Genomic DNA, 15329 nt, shown 5'->3' with positions numbered 1-15329 from the left:
GCTCAGGCCCCCTTCTCGATCGGGACGCCGACGAGCGAGCCGTACTCGGTCCACGAGCCGTCGTAGTTCTTCACGTTCTGCTGACCGAGCAGCTCGCGCAGGACGAACCAGGTGTGGCTCGAGCGCTCACCGATGCGGCAGTAGGCGATGGTGTCCTTGCCGGTGTCGAGGCCGGCGTCGGCGTAGAGCTGGCGCAGCTCGTCGTCGCTCTTGAAGGTGCCGTCCTCGTTGGCCGCCTTGCTCCACGGCACGTTCACCGCGGTCGGGATGTGGCCCGGGCGCTGCGCGCCCTCCTGCGGCAGGTGCGCGGGGGCGACCAGCTTGCCGGCGAACTCGTCGGGCGAGCGGACGTCGACCAGGTTCTGCTGGCCGATCGCGGCGACGACCTCGTCGCGGAACGCGCGGATCGAGGTGTCGGGCTCCTGCGCCGTGTACCGGGTGGCCGGGCGGGAGACCTCGGCGTCGGACAGCGGGCGGCTGTCGAGCTCCCACTTCTTGCGACCGCCGTCGATCAGCTTCACGGCCTGGTGGCCGTAGAGCTTGAAGTACCAGTAGGCGTAGGCGGCGAACCAGTTGTTGTTGCCGCCGTAGAGCACGACGGTGTCGTCGTTGCCGATGCCCTTCTCCGACAGCAGCTGCTCGAACTGCTCCTTGCTGACGAAGTCGCGGCGCAGCGGGTCCTGGAGGTCCTTCTTCCAGTCCAGCTTCACCGCACCCTCGAGGTGGCCCTTGTCGTAGGCGCTGGTGTCCTCGTCGACCTCGACGAACACGAGGCCCGGGTCACCGAGGTGCTCCTGGGCCCAGTCGGCGGAGACGAGCACGTCGTTGCGGCTCATGGGATTTCCTTCCTGGTGGGAGGCGGTCAGGCGGCGCGGGTCCGGGGCCCGGTCGCGCGCCGGATGAGCAGGTACATCTCGCAGCCCAGGCAGAAGCCGGTGGCCGCGTTGAGCAGGGCCGCCACCAGCGCCAGACCGGTGGCGATCGCGCCGACCAGCGGCGCGTCGAGCAGGTAGCCCAGCGTGCCGACCGCCGCGAACAGCAGGCCGACGAACTGGGCGAAGCGCGGCGGGGCCTCGGGCTCCCGCTCGCGGACCGGTCCCAGCCGCGGGGCGAGCAGGACCCGGAAGAGCACGCCGTACGGCGCGTACCGCAGCCCGGCGGCCGCCCCCACGGCGAAGACCACCGTCTGGACGGCGAGCAGCTGCCAGGAGGCGGTCAGCAGGACGACGGCGAGCGCGACGGTGGTGACCCACGCGGCGAAGCGCGGGCCGCGCACGTCGATCTCACGCGACGGTGCAGTCATGGAGGAGACCTTCGGACGGCGGACGGGGCACGTCTGGACGGTCGCGAACCGACCTCAGCGGGTCGGACACAGGCAGCTGCCGACGCGGCACAGGTCCACTGTGCGGCGCGAGGTCAGCAGGGTGCCCACGAGCCGAGGGTAACGGATCACGTCGTGCTCCCCACATGGGCGTCGACGAGAGCGGTCAGCTCCGCAGGTGCCGGGGCGCCGCTGCTGCGGCCGACCAGGCTGCCGTCGCGGCGCAGGTATAACAGGGTCGGGGTGCGGCGGACGTCGAGCTCGCGCACCTCGTCGAGGTGGCTCTCGGCGTCGACGTGCACGTAGGCCAGCCCCGGCCGCGTCGCCTGCAGCTGCTGGACCCGCGCACGGGTGGCGCGGCAGGGGGCGCAGAAGGCCGTGGAGAACTGGACGACGGTGAGGTCGGCGTCCTGCGGCCGGACCCCCAGCCGCTCGAGCACCGCCTGCGGACGCACGTCGCCGTCCCCTCCCGCCGCGCGGACGGCGCCGTCGCGGGCGCGCAGCCACCAGGCCGTGACCGCCGTCAGCACGAGGGCGACGCCGAGCACGACGGCTCCGATCGGACTCATCCCCCGCGCCAACACGGCGCTCCGGCGTCCGCATTCCCGGCGGCGCCGGTGTCAGCCGCGGAGCACCGTGTCGGTGGCCTCGACGGTGACCACCACGCCGTCCTCGCCGGGGCGCACGCCGGTCAGCTGCAGGCCGAACGGCAGCGCGGGGATGTCGTAGCGCAGGTCGAGCAGGTCGCTGACCTCCCCGACCAGCCAGCTCGGCACGTCGGCACCCGCGCCGGCGGCCTCCTCGACGTCGACCACGAGCTGGTTGCCGTCGAGGGTGACGGTGCCCGCCGCGGTGAGCGGCAGCGTGAACCCGGCGACCTCCACCGTCCTGGTGATCCGCAGCCCGTCGCCCTCCGGCGCGAGGGTCGTGTCCCCGCCGAGCTCGGCGGCGAGCAGGTCGTAGGCGAGGGTCGCCGTGCCGTCGACGCGGTCGACCGGCACCTCGCTCACCGACCCGGAGACCAGGCTCGACAGCGGCACCTGCACCCCCTGGAGGACGACGTCGGCGCTCGTCCCCTCCGGCTGCCCGAGCTCGTCGGCGGTCAGCGAGATCCGCACGTCCTCGTAGTCCCCGGCCACCACCTGGGTGAGGAAGGGGAAGCCACCGATCTCCACCGACGGCGTCCCCTGCAGCCCGCCCTGGGTGGCCAGCTGCTCGGCCACCCGGTCCTCGGCGAAGCCGACGGCGAGCCGGTCGGCGACCAGCGCGAGCCCGAGCAGGACGACGAGCGCGATCAGCAGACCCTTCACGCTCAGAGCGCCGTCTGCAGGGCGAGGGCGACCGGCGCGCAGGCGGCCAGCGGCAGCACCGCCTGCAGCACCGGGAGCGCGACCGCCCGCCCGCGTCCCCCGCCGGTCTCGACGGCCACGCAGCTGGCCGCGACGGCGACGAGCGCGGCGACCGCACCCAGCACCGCGCCGAACGTGCCAGCGGAGACGACGTCGGCGAGGCCGGCCTCGCCGCGGCGGGCCAGCGCCACCGCGACCGCGGCCGCCACCGCCAGCAGCAGGCCGATCAGCCCGCGCGGCACGTCGGCCGCCAGCTGCGGCTGCGGCAGCACGAGGTCGACGAGGTGCCCCACGACCAGGGCGGCGCCCACCACCAGCAGCGCGGTGGTGACGAGCCCGCCGGTGGGGTCCGTCCGGCCGAGCAGCAGCAGGACGGCGAGCGCCGTGACCGCGCAGACCAGCAGGACACCCGTCGCCAGGCCGGCCACGACGTCGTGCCGGTCGCGCCGGAGCATCTGCCCCAGGACGACGACGAGGAAGGCCGGCCCGAGCACCGCCAGGAGGTCGCCGAGCGCGGGGCGGTCGGACAGCTCGAGCGCGAGGACGCCGCCCACCGCGGCCGCGACGCCGACGACCCCCGTCCCGACCCCGGCGCCGGTCACCACGACCCAGGCGGCGACCAGCAGCACCTGCAGCACCAGCACCGCGGCCGGCAGGGCGCGCTCGTCGGCCGGCTGCGCACCGGCGAGCACCACGCCGACGGCGACCACCGCCGCCAGCGCCGCGGGCAGGTGGTGCGCGCGGCGCGGGACGGCCGTGTCCACGTCGACGGAGCTCACCGGTCGATCGTCTCAGACACCCAGCGCCCGATCCGCTCGACGAGGGGGGCCGACACGCCGCTCTCGGCGTGCCCGAAGCCGGGGACGACCCAGGCGGTCGCCGACGGTCCGGCGGCCTGCGCCAGCGTCCGGAAGTGCTCGAGCGGGAAGTACTCGTCGCGGTCGCCGTGCACCAGGAGCAGCGGGGTGGGCGCGATCCGGCTCACGACCTCCACCGGCGCGGGCAGCGGGGTCAGCCACGGCCGGTCCAGCCGCACCAGCCGCCGGCCCACCGCCCGGCCCGGTGAGGTCTCGAGCAGCCAGTGCACCCGCCGCATCGGCCGGGTGTCCCGGACGTACCAGCGGCTCACCGCGCTGACGCTCACCACGGCGTCGGGCCGGTGCCGGCCCAGCGCCGCCTGCCGCAGCACCGCTCCCCCGCCCATCGACAGCCCCAGCGTGACCACCGCGTCGGCGCCGTCCTGCCGGGCGGCGCCCACCGCGGCGTCGACGTCGGCGAGCTCGAGGTCGCCGCCGACCGACGAGCTCCCGTCCGAGCGCCCGTGGCCGCGGAAGTCCAGCGCCCGCACCGCGCCGAAGCGGCGCAGCCAGCCGGTCAGCCGCACGAACGGCGGGTAGGCGACCGAGTTGGTGAAGCCGTGCGCCACCACCCAGGTCAGCGTCCGCCCGTCCGGCCGGGGCGGGGCCGCGGAGGGCACGACGATCCCGCGCAGCGTCACCCGATCAGGTGTGACGACCTCCCAGGTCCCGTTACCTGTCGGTAACCACGAGGTCGACGGCACGTCGGTTATCCTGCGTGCTCACGCTCGACAGCGCCGTCGACGCCTCCCCCCACGAGGAGACCGCATGCGACTCGTGCTCATGACGGCGGCGCGCCAGGCGACCACCGAGGTCCTGCCCGCGCTGGGGCTGCTCGCCCACCAGGTCCGCGTGGTGGCGCCCGAGCTGTCCAGCCTGCTCGACGGCGACTCCGGCGACGTGGTGCTGGTCGACGCCCGCCACGACCTGATCCAGGCCCGCACGCTGTGCGGGCTGCTCTCCTCCACCGGCGTGGCCTCCGCGCTGGTGGCCGTCCTCTCCGAGGGCGGCCTGGTGGCGCTGTCGGCCGACTGGGGCGTCGACGACGTGCTGCTCGACACCGCCGGCCCCGCCGAGGTCGACGCGCGGCTGAAGTGGGCGACCGCCCGCCGGCTGGCCGCCGCGACGCCGGTCGACGGCCCCGAGGGCGGCGTCACCAAGGCCGGCGACCTGGTGATCGACGAGCACAGCTACTCGGCCAAGCTCCGCGGGCGGCCGCTCGACCTCACCTACAAGGAGTTCGAGCTCCTGAAGTACCTGGCCCAGCACCCCGGCCGGGTGTTCTCCCGGGCGCAGCTGCTGCAGGAGATCTGGGGCTACGACTACTTCGGCGGCACGCGCACCGTCGACGTCCACGTCCGCCGGCTGCGCGCCAAGCTCGGCACCGAGCACGAGGCGCTGATCGGCACGGTGCGCAACGTCGGCTACAAGCTCGACCAGCAGGTGGCCGAGGCCGCCGCCAAGGCCGAGAAGGCCGAGGCCGAGTCCGCCCCCGCACCCCTGGTCTGAGCCGGCCCTGACCTCCGCGCCCGCGCTCCGCGACGTCGACCGGCTCGCCCCGGACGACGTCGCCGCCGTCCTCGCGCTGCTCGACGCGGCGCAGGACGCCGACGGCGTCCGCCCGGTGTCGGAGGAGACCGAGCTGCGGCTGCAGCACGGGGGACCGCCCGGCAGCCGCGACGTGCTCGCCACCGCGGCCGACGGCGCCCTGGTCGGGTACGCGCGGCTCGAGACCGACGCCGACGTGGTCGCCGAGCTGGTGGTCGCACCCGCCGCCCGCCGGCAGGGCGTCGGGACGGCGCTGGCGACCCGGCTCGAGCAGCTCGCCGGCGGCGGCCCGCTCGCGGTGTGGGCGCACGGCGACCTGCCGGGCGCCACCGCGCTGGCCGGGCGGCGCGGCTACGGCCGGGCCCGGGTGCTGCTGCAGATGCGCCGCGACCTCACCGGCGTCGACGCCGACCCGCGGCCCCGGCTGCCGGAGGGCGTGCAGGTGCTGCCGTTCGTCCCCGGCCGCGACGAGGAGGCGTGGCTGCGGGTCAACGCCCGCGCCTTCGCGTGGCACCCGGAGCAGGGCCGGTGGACCGCCGAGGACCTGCGGCTGCGCGAGGCCGAGCCGTGGTTCGACCCGGCGGGTTTCCTGCTGGCCTGGCGCGGCGACCCCGACGACGGCGGCGTCCTGCTCGGCTCGCACTGGACGAAGGTGCACCCGCCCGGGGACGCCGCCGACGAGGCGGTCGGCGAGATCTACGTGCTGGGCATCGACCCCGACGCCCAGGGGCTGCGCCTCGGGCGCGCGCTCACCGACCTCGGGCTGGCGCACCTGCGCGGCCGCGGGCTGGGGCAGGTGCTGCTGTACACCGAGGAGGACAACGCCGCCGCCGTCGCGCTGTACGAGCGCACCGGCTTCCGGCGGTTCTCCGTCGACGTGCTGTGGCGCCGGGCGTAGCGAGCTGAGACGGTCTCGTTACCGGCGATAGCCGACGCGCCCTCGTTCACCGAGCGGTTGTGATCCCGTTCTCACCCGGTCGGGAAACGCTCGGCAGGCGTTCACCGCTCGTTCACCCGGCGACCCGGATCAGGCCACCTCGGCTCCCTAGCTTTCTCGCACGTTGGTCCAGTGCGCCCGGCTACGACGTCCGGGCCGTGTCGAGAGGCAACGACTTGAAGCTCAGCACCAAGACGCGCGCCATCCCCCTGGCGATGGCGCTCGCCGGCTCCCTCGCGCTCGCCGCGTGCGGCGCGTCCAACGAGTCCGGCGGTGGTGACGGGGGCAGCGAGGGCGGCAGCAGCGCCGAGCAGCTGAGCGGCACCCTGAACGGCGCCGGGTCGAGCGCCCAGCAGGCCGCCATGCAGGGCTGGACGGCCGGCTTCAGCGGCGAGCAGCCCGACGTGACCGTGAACTACGACCCGGTCGGCTCCGGCGGTGGCCGCGAGCAGTTCACCACCGGCGGCGTGCAGTTCGCCGGCTCCGACGCCCCGCTCGACGACGAGGAGCTCGCGGCCGCGGCCGAGGTCTGCGGCGACTCCGGCGTGTTCGAGCTGCCGAACTACATCTCGGCCATCGCGGTCGTCTACAACCTGCCGGGCGTCGAGGAGCTCAACCTCTCCCCCGCCACGATCGCGGGCATCTTCACCGGTGCGATCACCACGTGGAACGACCCGGCGATCGCCGCCGACAACCCGGAGGCGCAGCTGCCCGGCACGGCGATCACCGCCGTCCACCGCGGTGACGACTCGGGCACCACGAACAACTTCACCGAGTACCTGGCGGCGGCCGCGCCCGAGGTGTGGACCTCGGAGCCGGACGGCGAGTGGCCGCTCGAGGGTGGCGAGGCCGCCAACGGCACCTCCGGCGTGATCAGCGCGGTGCAGGCCGGCGAGGGCGCGATCGGCTACGCCGACGAGAGCCAGGCCGGCGAGCTGGGCGTCGCCAACATCAAGGTCGGCGAGCAGTTCGTCGCCCCGAGCCCCGAGGCCGCCTCGGCCGTGGTCGAGGGCTCGGAGCTGGTCTCCGGCCGCGGCGAGTACGACTTCGCCTACGAGATCAACCGCACCACGACGAACCCCGACGAGTACCCGATCGTGCTGGTCAGCTACCACATCGGCTGCGTCCAGTACGAGGACCAGGAGACCGCCGACCTGGTCAAGGCCTTCATGGGCTACGTGATCAGCGAGGACGGCCAGCAGGCCGCGGCCGACCAGGCCGGCTCGTCGCCGATCTCCGAGGGTCTGCGCGAGCAGGCCCAGGCCGCGGTCGACGCGATCAGCGCCGCCTGACCGTGCGTTCCGCCCGGATGGCCCGGGGCGTCGACAGACGCCCCGGGCCGTTCGGCCGCCCGGACCCCACATCCACCGCTCGTCGACCGGAGCCGGAGTGACCCTCACCAGCCCCCAGCAGGAGCGACCGAAGCGCTCGGTCCGCCGGCTGGGCGACCGCCTCTTCGCCGGCAGCGCCAGCGGCGCCGGCATCCTGATCCTGGTCGTCCTGGCCGGGGTCGCCGTCTTCCTCATCGCCCAGTCCATCCCCGCGCTGGTCGCCGACCCGGGCGAGCTGCCCGGCGAGGAGAGCGCCCTCGCCTACGTCTGGCCGCTGCTCTTCGGCACGCTGCTCGCCGCGATCCTCGCGCTGCTCATCGCCACCCCGCTGGCGATCGGCATCGCCCTGTTCATCACGTACTACGCCCCGCGCCGGCTGGCGCAGGGGCTCGGCTACGTCGTCGACCTGCTCGCCGCCATCCCCAGCATCGTCTTCGGGTTCTGGGGTATCGCGTGGCTGGCGCCGAAGCTCGTCCCGATGTACGAGTGGCTCGAGCGCAACCTCGGGTTCATCCCGCTCTTCGCCGGTCCCGCCTCGGCGACCGGCCGCACCATGTTCACCACCGGGATCGTGCTGGCGGTCATGATCCTGCCGATCATCAGCGCCATCTCCCGCGAGGTCTTCAGCCAGGCGCCCGCGCTGCACCGCGAGGCAGCCCTCGCCCTGGGCGCGACCCGCTGGGAGATGATCCGCATGGCCGTGCTCCCCTACGGCCGCTCCGGGGTCATCGGCGGCGCGATGCTCGGGCTGGGCCGTGCGCTGGGCGAGACGCTCGCCGTCGCGATCGTGCTGTCGGCCTCCGGCGTCGTCACGTTCAACCTGATCAGCAGCACCAACCCGTCGACGATCGCCGCGAACATCGCGCTGAACTTCCCCGAGGCCAGCGGCCTCGACGTCAACACGCTGATCTTCAGCGGTCTGGCGCTGTTCGTCATCACCTTCGCGGTCAACTTCTTCGCCCGGGCGATCGTCAACCGCCGGGCCGACTTCTCGGAGTGAACCGGATGAGCACCCCGACCCGGACCCCGGAGGCCCCCGCCCCGGTCGACTCCCTGCCAGGGAGCGACCACCACCCGCTCCCGCGCAGGTTCGCGCCCGCCGTCTTCGGCGGGCTGGCCGTCCTCGCCGTCCTGCTCCTGGTGGTGACCGACCTCAACGTCGTCCTGCTCGCCGTGGCGGTCGGGGTGGTCGGCACCGCGATCGTCTACACGGCGTCCCGGGCCCGCGAGGGCTCGCGCAAGGCGACCGACCGGTTCGTCACCAGCCTGGTCTACAGCGCCTTCCTCGTCGCGATGGTGCCGCTGGTGAGCCTCGTCTGGGAGGTCGTCAGCAAGGGCGCCGCCCGGCTCGACGGGGAGTTCTTCTCCTCCTCGATGGTGGGGGTCACCGGCCCCGGCGGCGGCGCCTACCACGCCATCTTCGGCACGCTGATCATCACCGCGATCACCGCGCTCATGTCGGTGCCGATCGGCCTGATGACCGCGATCTACCTCGTCGAGTACGGCCGCGGCCGGCTGAAGAAGTGGATCACCTTCCTGGTCGACGTCATGACCGGCATCCCGTCGATCGTCGCCGGCCTGTTCGCCTACGCGCTGTTCGTGATCTTCTTCGGCCCGGGCGTGCGCATGGGCTTCGCCGGTGCGGTCGCCCTGTCGGTGCTGATGATCCCGGTCGTCGTGCGCTCGTCCGAAGAGGTGCTGAAGCTCGTGCCCAACGAGCTGCGCGAGGCCTCCTACGCTCTGGGCGTGCCGAAGTGGCGCACGATCGTGAAGGTGGTCCTGCCCACCGCGCTCGCCGGTCTCGGCACCGCGGTGACGCTGGCGATCGCCCGGGTCATCGGTGAGACGGCGCCGCTGCTGGTCACCGTCGGCCTCACCAACGCGTCGAACTTCGACCCGTTCGACGGCCGCATGGCCACCCTGCCGGTCTACGCGTACTACCAGCTCACCCAGCCCGGCGTGCCCCCGGAGAACGGCATCAACCGGGCCTGGACCGCGGCGTTCGTGCTCATCGTGATCGTGCTCATCCTGAACCTCGTCGCACGGCTGATCAGCCGCGTCTTCGCCCCCAAGACCGGTCGCTGACCCGGCCGACCCGACCTACGGAGAACATCGTGGCCAAGCGCATCGACGTCTCGGACCTGAACATCTACTACGGCAACTTCCTCGCGGTGGAGGGGGTCAACGTCTCGATCGAGCCGCGCGCCGTGACGGCGCTCATCGGCCCCTCGGGCTGCGGCAAGTCCACCTTCCTGCGCTCGCTCAACCGGATGCACGAGGTGATCCCCGGCGCCCGCGTCGAGGGCAAGGTCGTCATGGACGGCCAGGACCTCTACGCCGCCGACACCGACCCGGTCGACGTCCGCCGGCAGATCGGCATGGTCTTCCAGCGGCCGAACCCGTTCCCGACGATGTCGATCTACGACAACGTGATCGCCGGCGTGCGGCTCAACAGCAAGAAGATGCGCAAGCCCGAGCTCGACGAGCTGGTGGAGCAGTCGCTGCGCGGCGCCAACCTGTGGGACGAGGTCAAGGACCGCCTCGACCGGCCCGGCGCCGGCCTCTCCGGCGGTCAGCAGCAGCGGCTGTGCATCGCCCGCGCGATCGCCGTCGAGCCCGACGTGCTGCTCATGGACGAGCCCTGCTCGGCCCTGGACCCGATCTCGACGCTGGCGATCGAGGACCTGATGACCGAGCTCAAGGAGCAGTTCACGATCGTCATCGTCACGCACAACATGCAGCAGGCGGCGCGGGTGAGCCAGCACACCGGGTTCTTCAACCTCAACGGCGTGGGGCAGCCGGGCCGGCTGATCGAGTTCAACCCGACCGAGAAGATCTTCACCAACCCCGACGAGAAGGCGACCGAGGACTACATCTCCGGCCGCTTCGGGTGATCGCCCGCCCGTAGTCGTCGCCCACCGGCGCCGTCCCCACCGGGGGACGGCGCCGGTGTCGTTCCACGGGTCGACGCAGTGCGCTACGGCGGGGTTCGACCGTCCAGAACCCCGCCTCAGCGCACTCGGTTGCAGCCGTAGCTCGGCAGGTGCCGCTCCAGCGCGGAGCCCTGTGCGGCACGGGCGCACTTCCGGCGCGCGAATGCGCCGTCGGTGCACATCGCCGCCGGTCCACCACCCCGTCGCGGCTGCAGGGGCTAGCTGCAGGCCGGCGCGGTCGGCTCGGGGGTGGGTGCGGCGGTGGTCTCGGCGGCCGACGTCTCCGGAGCCGGCACCGCCGCCGCGGGATCGGGGACGGTCACCGGCACCACGGTGGAGAAGTTGGGACCGAGCACCAGCTGGACGGCGTCGCCGGTGCTGTCGCTGGCCTGCAGCACCGCACCCGGCACCGCCGCCGCGACGGTGCGGGCGCGCTCGAGGGCCGCCGGGCCGTAGCGGACGAGGGTCTCGTTCACGGTCCCGGGCTCGTTGCCCACCGCCCCGACGCCGAAGCCCTGCGCCCGCAGCTGGTCGCCGACCTCGGCCGCCAGCCCCGCGGTGCCCGTGCCGTTGAGGACGTCGACGGTGACGGTGCCCGGCGCCGCGGTGAGCGGTTCGGGACCGGCCGGCGCCGGCGGGACCGCGGCTTCGGCGGACGCGCTCGGCCCGGCCGCGGGCGACGCCTCCGCCGGTGCCCCGTCGGCAGCCGGCGGGGCGGCGGTGTACTCCTCCGGCAGTGTCGTGCGCTCGATGACGGCGTCGAAGATCGACCGCGTGCCGGCGCCGTCGAGGAGCACGTACGCCTGCTCGGAGCCGACCGGCACGTAGCCGACCAGGGACACCGGCAGCCCGGCCCCCTGCACCGAGCCGTCCGGCAGCTCGCCGAGGGTGCCGGCCAGGCCGCGCAGGTCGCCCAGGGTCGTCGCCTCGTCGACGGTGAGGGCGTCGGCCGCCCGGGACAGGAACCGGGTGAGGGTGACGGTGTTCAGCAGCGTGCCGGTCGACATCGCCCCGCCCAGGGTGGCGGTCAGCACGACCTGCGCCCGCTCGGCCACCGCGGCGCCGGTGACGTCGGAGCCGGCGTCCCCCGGGCGCAGGAACGCCGCCGCGTCGGCGCCCGTGAGCTGGTGCTGCCCGGCGGGCAGGGGTTCGGCCGCCGCGGCCGACGCCGCCGAGCCCGGGACGCACACCGAGATCCCGTCGAGGGCGTCGACCATGCCGGGCAGCTGGGAGAGGTCCACCGCCAGGTAGTGGTCCACGCGCAGGCCGGAGAGCTGCTGCACGGCGCGCACCAGGCAGGCCGGACCGCCGTCGAGCAGCGAGGAGGCGAACGCCTCCGACGTCGGCGGGCGCAGCGAGCCGTCGGAGGTGCGGCAGGCCGGGGTGTCCACGTAGGCGGTCGGCGGGATGCTGACCAGCACCGCCCGCTGCTCCTCCTCGGACACGGAGGCGACCAGCGTGGCGACCGACGCCGGCCCCTCCTGCCCCGGGACGTCGTAGCCCACCACCACGTAGGTCTCGGTGTCGGCCTGCAGCTGCGGGGCCAGCACCTCCGCCCCGTCGGTGGCCAGCGCGTCCACGCGCCCGATGCTGCGGTCGACGTAGAAGTACAGGCCGAGGTGGTACAGCCCGACGAGGGCGACGACCGCGACGATCACGAGGACCGCACGCGTCAGCCGCCGGCGACCGCGGGTGGCGGTGGCGGACCGGCGGGCCCGGTGGGCGAAGCCGGGGGGCGGCCGCTCCTCCGGCCCCGGCGGGGCCGGCCGCTTGCCCGGGATCGGCGGGAGCGGCGCGACGGGACGGGAGGGGCGCACACCCGGCTCGACGTCGGCGGGCGGGAAGGTGACCGCGGCGCCGGCACGCGGCAGCGGCGGGACCGGCACGGAAGGGCGCGCCCGGCCGTCGGGCACGGGCGGCAGGCCGGGGCGGCGGCCGGCGGGTGGGGTCGTCGTCGCGGAGGACACGGGCGGGGCCGGGGCGGGCGGGGGCGCTGCGGGCGCCGGGCCGGCACCGGGGACCGGGGGCATGCCGCCGCGCGTGCCCGACGGCGGGACGTCCGGGGCCCTCAGCCGCGCGGGCGCCTCGTCGCGACCGGGTTCCTCACCGCGCCGGACGGCGCGCCGGCGGCCGGTGGCCGGACCGCCCTGGCGGGCGAGCAGCTGTTCGACGGTGATCGGCTGGGCGCCGGGCTGGTCGGCGCGGGCCCGGGACCGCCCGGGCACCCGACGGTCGCCGCCGTCGTCCCGCCTCGGCTGTTCCCCCACCGCTGTCGACTTCCCATCGTGGCTGTGCGTGCGCTGCCGTCCCCCGTCTACTGCCGGCGGCAGGCGCCGGCGCCCGCGCATCCGTGCGGCGGTCCTCCCACGATACGGGCGCCGCACCGCCCGATCGTGTCGACTCGCCTGTACCGAGGGGCGCCGGATCCGCACCCGTCGTAGCGTCGCGGGGGTGAGATTGCCTTCCCTCCCTGGTCCGGGCGACGTGCTCAACGCGGTGGAGGGGTTGCGCGAGGGGGTCTCGGACGCGCTGGCGCTGGTGCCGCGCATCGGCTCGGTCGTGGGGCGGGTCGAGGAGCTGCTCGGCCGCGTGACGACGCTGATCGGCCGGGTGGAGGTCGCGGTCGGGCGGGCCGAGGCGGCGCTCACCGCGCTGGAGGCGACCCGCGACAAGGCGGACGCCGCCATCGGCCGGGTCGGTGACACGCAGCGCAAGGCCGACGAGGCCATCGACCGGCTGGCCGGCACCCAGCAGCGGGCGGACGACGCGATCGCCGCCGTGGGCGCGACGCGGGCCGAGGCAGACGAGGCGATCACCGCCGTCGGCCGGACCACCGAGCGCGCCGACGGCGCCCTGGCCCGGGCGGAGGGGCTGGTCGGGCGGATGGAACCGGTGGTGGACGGCTACGCCGAGCCGCTGCAGCAGCTGGCACCCTCGCTGCGCCGGCTGGCCGAGACCATGGACCCGCACGAGGTCGAGGCCCTGGTGACGCTGATCGACCGGCTGCCCACCCTGGTGACCCACCTGGACGACGACATCCTGCCGGTGCTGCAGGGCCTCGAGGGCGTGGCGCCGGACGTGCACGCGCTGCTGGACACCGTCCAGGACCTGCGCGAGGTGGTGAAGGGCTTCCCGGGCTCGAGGCTGTTCCGCCGCCGCGGGCGCGAGGAGATCGCGCAGGAGCAGGCGGAGGAGCCGTCCTCCGACGGAGCGGGGCCCGCCGCCGGGTCCTGACGACCCGGCGGCGGGTCGCGGTCAGGTCTCGGTGGGGTAGCCCAGTGCGCGGACGACGTCGCCGATCCGCTCGTAGGTCCGGCCCCCGGGCAGCCGCTCCAGCTCGGCGACGACGGCGTCGGGTGCCCGGTGGTCGCGCGCGGCCTCCACCAGGTTCGGGCCGTCGCTGGGGAAGTCGGCGCGGTCGAGCCAGCGGGCGAGCTCCGCGCGTCGGACGACGGCGTCGGCGTCCATGCCGACCGGGGTGCCCCCGACGAGGGTGCCGGCGGGGTCGGCGTCGACGTCGGGCTCGCCCTCGGCCGACGGCTCGACCTCGCGCCACTCCTCGGCGCGGGTCCCCCGCTCGGCCTTGAGCATGCCCTGCAACTCGTGCTCGAGCTCCTCGTCCACGCGGGGGCTGTGCTTGGTGCTGCGCGCCGACGTGCCGGCGAACTGGTCTGCGCTCTCGGTCACGGGATCTCCTCAGTCCTCGTGCAGGGCACCCGGCTTGTGCACGGCGGTGCCCCCGCTCTTGTCGCTCTTCACCTCGTACTGGGGCTCGTCCTTGCTCGCCTTCACCTTCCGGCCGGCGGCTTCGGTCTCCTCGGTGATCTTCCGCTGGACGGTGCCCTCGGCCTTCGAGCCGTGGCTGTTCCAGGTGACGTGATCACCCTTCTTGAAGTCGTCGGCCATCGCTCCTCCTGGTCTGCGCGGTCCCCGCTCCCCTGCCCGTGGCGGGCGGCGGGCACACATCACCCGAAAGGAACCGGGTCTCACCCGTGCGGGCACTGACATCGCCGCCGCGGTGACGTAGCGTGTTCGTCGACGGGGGCGCTCTCACCTTTCCGCGCTGGTCACCGCGCGGACGGCGACTACCGAGGGTGAGTTCGACCGCCGTCCTCGATCGCCGGCCCGGTCGACTCCATTCCCCCGGGGTCGGCCGGGTCGGCCCGTTCCTACGCTGGTGCCCCGTGAACGCTCCCGACGTCCGCCCGGTCGACGTCCTCACCGTCGCGTCGGTGACCGACGTGACGCCGACCGTGCGCCGGGTGCTGCTGCGCGGCGAGCCGGCCGCCGTCGCCGCCGCCGGTCCCACGGTGCACCTCCTCGTCCCCCGGGTCGGCGAGGACGACCCGGTCTGGCCGGGGATCGCCCGGGACGGGCGGATCGTCTGGCCGCAGGGCAGCCACGGGGTGAGCCTGCGCAGCTACACCGCCCGCCGGCAGGACCCCGCCGCCGGCACGGTCGAGATCGACTTCGTGCTGCACGGCACCGGCCCGGCCGCCGCGTGGGCCGCGGCCGCCACGGCCGGCGCCCCGCTCGCCGTCGCCGGTGGCGCGGCGCTCGGCGACCGGCCGGCCGGCCGGCTGCTCCTGGCCGGCGACGAGACCGCCCTCCCGGCGATCAGCCGGGTCCTGGCCGCCGCCCCGGCCGCCACCGAGGGGCTGGCGCTGGTGGAGGTCGCCGGGCCGGAGGAGGAGCAGCCGCTCGCCGCCCCGGCCGGGGTCGAGGTGCGCTGGCTGCACCGCGGCGGGACGGCGCCGGGGGAGAGCACCCTGCTGGCCGACGCGGTGGCCGCGCTGGAGCGGCCGGCCGACGACGACCTGTTCGCCTGGGTGGCGGCGGAGTCGGCCGCCGTCCGCACGGTCCGCGCCGACCTGCGCGGACGCTGGGGACTGGGGCGGGCGCAGCACCACGCGATCGGCTACTGGCGGCGTGGGCGTTCGATGTCGCCCGCCGGCTGACAGGCAGTTCACAGGTACCGTCCAGGGCAGCCGAAGCCGGTGCCAGGAACCTCTCAGGCATGACGACGGCATCAGCACGCCCCCAGGGAGGAGCC

General features: G+C 74.7%; 17 protein-coding genes. 8 read left to right on the top strand and 9 right to left on the bottom strand.

What is annotated here, in order from left to right; translation table 11 throughout:
* Positions 1-2: 2 nt before the first annotated feature.
* The 6 genes from ACI8AF_RS04940 to ACI8AF_RS04915 form a co-directional block, all read right to left on the bottom strand.
* The gene (locus tag ACI8AF_RS04940; RefSeq protein WP_456538556.1) at positions 3-836 is read right to left on the bottom strand and encodes a sulfurtransferase; all 834 of its coding nucleotides are present in this window, start codon (positions 834-836) and stop codon (positions 3-5) included.
* A 26-nt stretch (positions 837-862) separates the two neighbouring features.
* Positions 863-1303, bottom strand: a complete 441-nt coding sequence (locus ACI8AF_RS04935) for a DUF4395 domain-containing protein (RefSeq protein WP_456538555.1) — start codon at positions 1301-1303, stop codon at positions 863-865.
* A 146-nt stretch (positions 1304-1449) separates the two neighbouring features.
* Positions 1450-1890 (bottom strand): thioredoxin family protein, encoded by a 441-nt coding sequence (locus tag ACI8AF_RS04930; protein WP_456538554.1) that lies wholly within the window; start codon positions 1888-1890, stop codon positions 1450-1452.
* A gap of 51 nt (positions 1891-1941) precedes the next feature.
* Complete coding sequence (locus tag ACI8AF_RS04925) at positions 1942-2631, bottom strand: LmeA family phospholipid-binding protein (protein ID WP_456538553.1); 690 nt, start codon at positions 2629-2631, stop codon at positions 1942-1944.
* A 2-nt stretch (positions 2632-2633) separates the two neighbouring features.
* Positions 2634-3449 carry a hypothetical protein gene (locus ACI8AF_RS04920; protein WP_456538552.1) on the bottom strand — a complete coding sequence of 272 codons (816 nt, stop codon included), beginning with the start codon at positions 3447-3449 and terminating at the stop codon, positions 2634-2636.
* Positions 3446-4168 carry an alpha/beta hydrolase family protein gene (locus ACI8AF_RS04915; protein ID WP_456538551.1) on the bottom strand — a complete coding sequence of 241 codons (723 nt, stop codon included), beginning with the start codon at positions 4166-4168 and terminating at the stop codon, positions 3446-3448. Before ACI8AF_RS04915 ends, ACI8AF_RS04920 begins: the two co-directional genes overlap by 4 nt.
* Positions 4169-4295: 127 nt before the next feature.
* Here ACI8AF_RS04915 and ACI8AF_RS04910 point away from each other — a divergent pair, with 127 nt between their 5' ends.
* The 6 genes from ACI8AF_RS04910 to pstB all read left to right on the top strand — a co-directional run bounded on the left by ACI8AF_RS04910 (position 4296) and on the right by pstB (position 10237).
* On the top strand, positions 4296-5036 hold the full coding sequence (locus ACI8AF_RS04910; RefSeq protein ID WP_456538550.1) for a winged helix-turn-helix domain-containing protein: 741 nt from the start codon (positions 4296-4298) through the stop codon (positions 5034-5036).
* A 7-nt stretch (positions 5037-5043) separates the two neighbouring features.
* Entirely contained in the window at positions 5044-5973 is a 930-nt protein-coding gene (gene mshD, locus ACI8AF_RS04905; protein WP_456538648.1) for a mycothiol synthase, read from the top strand.
* A 215-nt stretch (positions 5974-6188) separates the two neighbouring features.
* Entirely contained in the window at positions 6189-7304 is a 1116-nt protein-coding gene (pstS, locus tag ACI8AF_RS04900) for a phosphate ABC transporter substrate-binding protein PstS (RefSeq protein ID WP_456538549.1), read from the top strand.
* Between the two features lie 97 nt (positions 7305-7401).
* Positions 7402-8343, top strand: coding sequence for a phosphate ABC transporter permease subunit PstC (gene pstC / locus ACI8AF_RS04895; RefSeq protein WP_456538548.1), 942 nt, complete (start codon positions 7402-7404; stop codon positions 8341-8343).
* Positions 8344-8348: 5 nt separating this feature from the next.
* Positions 8349-9428 (top strand): phosphate ABC transporter permease PstA, encoded by a 1080-nt coding sequence (gene pstA, locus ACI8AF_RS04890; RefSeq protein ID WP_456538547.1) that lies wholly within the window; start codon positions 8349-8351, stop codon positions 9426-9428.
* A gap of 29 nt (positions 9429-9457) precedes the next feature.
* Positions 9458-10237 carry a phosphate ABC transporter ATP-binding protein PstB gene (gene pstB / locus ACI8AF_RS04885; protein WP_456538546.1) on the top strand — a complete coding sequence of 260 codons (780 nt, stop codon included), beginning with the start codon at positions 9458-9460 and terminating at the stop codon, positions 10235-10237.
* A gap of 257 nt (positions 10238-10494) precedes the next feature.
* On the opposite strand, the gene ACI8AF_RS04880 is transcribed toward pstB, so the two are convergent.
* Positions 10495-12501 carry an LCP family glycopolymer transferase gene (locus ACI8AF_RS04880; RefSeq protein WP_456538545.1) on the bottom strand — a complete coding sequence of 669 codons (2007 nt, stop codon included), beginning with the start codon at positions 12499-12501 and terminating at the stop codon, positions 10495-10497.
* A 226-nt stretch (positions 12502-12727) separates the two neighbouring features.
* Here ACI8AF_RS04880 and ACI8AF_RS04875 point away from each other — a divergent pair, with 226 nt between their 5' ends.
* Positions 12728-13510: a hypothetical protein gene (locus ACI8AF_RS04875; protein ID WP_456538544.1), complete on the top strand. Its 783-nt coding sequence runs from the start codon at positions 12728-12730 to the stop codon at positions 13508-13510.
* 21 nt (positions 13511-13531) lie between these two features.
* Here the strand turns inward: ACI8AF_RS04875 and ACI8AF_RS04870 are convergent, their stop codons facing one another.
* Positions 13532-13963, bottom strand: coding sequence for a DUF2795 domain-containing protein (locus ACI8AF_RS04870; RefSeq protein ID WP_456538543.1), 432 nt, complete (start codon positions 13961-13963; stop codon positions 13532-13534).
* Between the two features lie 9 nt (positions 13964-13972).
* Positions 13973-14182, bottom strand: a complete 210-nt coding sequence (locus ACI8AF_RS04865) for a DUF2945 domain-containing protein (RefSeq protein ID WP_456538542.1) — start codon at positions 14180-14182, stop codon at positions 13973-13975.
* A gap of 278 nt (positions 14183-14460) precedes the next feature.
* Between ACI8AF_RS04865 and ACI8AF_RS04860 the strand changes: the two genes are divergently transcribed.
* Positions 14461-15234: a siderophore-interacting protein gene (locus ACI8AF_RS04860; protein WP_456538541.1), complete on the top strand. Its 774-nt coding sequence runs from the start codon at positions 14461-14463 to the stop codon at positions 15232-15234.
* Positions 15235-15329: the final 95 nt, after the last annotated feature.

The organism is Blastococcus sp. SYSU D00669, from assembly GCF_054050715.1.
The sequence above is the reverse complement of the archived record's forward strand: the minus strand, read 5'-3'. Positions and strand labels throughout refer to the sequence as shown.

Bases quoted from the DNA above. Each gene is read 5' to 3' on its own strand.
- ACI8AF_RS04940 (WP_456538556.1), bottom strand. From the start codon at position 836: ATGAGCCGCAACGACGTGCTCGTCTCCGCCGACTGGGCCCAGGAGCAC.
- ACI8AF_RS04935 (WP_456538555.1), bottom strand. From the start codon at position 1,303: ATGACTGCACCGTCGCGTGAGATCGACGTGCGCGGCCCGCGCTTCGCC.
- ACI8AF_RS04930 (WP_456538554.1), bottom strand. From the start codon at position 1,890: ATGAGTCCGATCGGAGCCGTCGTGCTCGGCGTCGCCCTCGTGCTGACG.
- ACI8AF_RS04910 (WP_456538550.1), top strand. From the start codon at position 4,296: ATGCGACTCGTGCTCATGACGGCGGCGCGCCAGGCGACCACCGAGGTC.
- pstA (WP_456538547.1), top strand. From the start codon at position 8,349: ATGAGCACCCCGACCCGGACCCCGGAGGCCCCCGCCCCGGTCGACTCC.
- ACI8AF_RS04865 (WP_456538542.1), bottom strand. From the start codon at position 14,182: ATGGCCGACGACTTCAAGAAGGGTGATCACGTCACCTGGAACAGCCAC.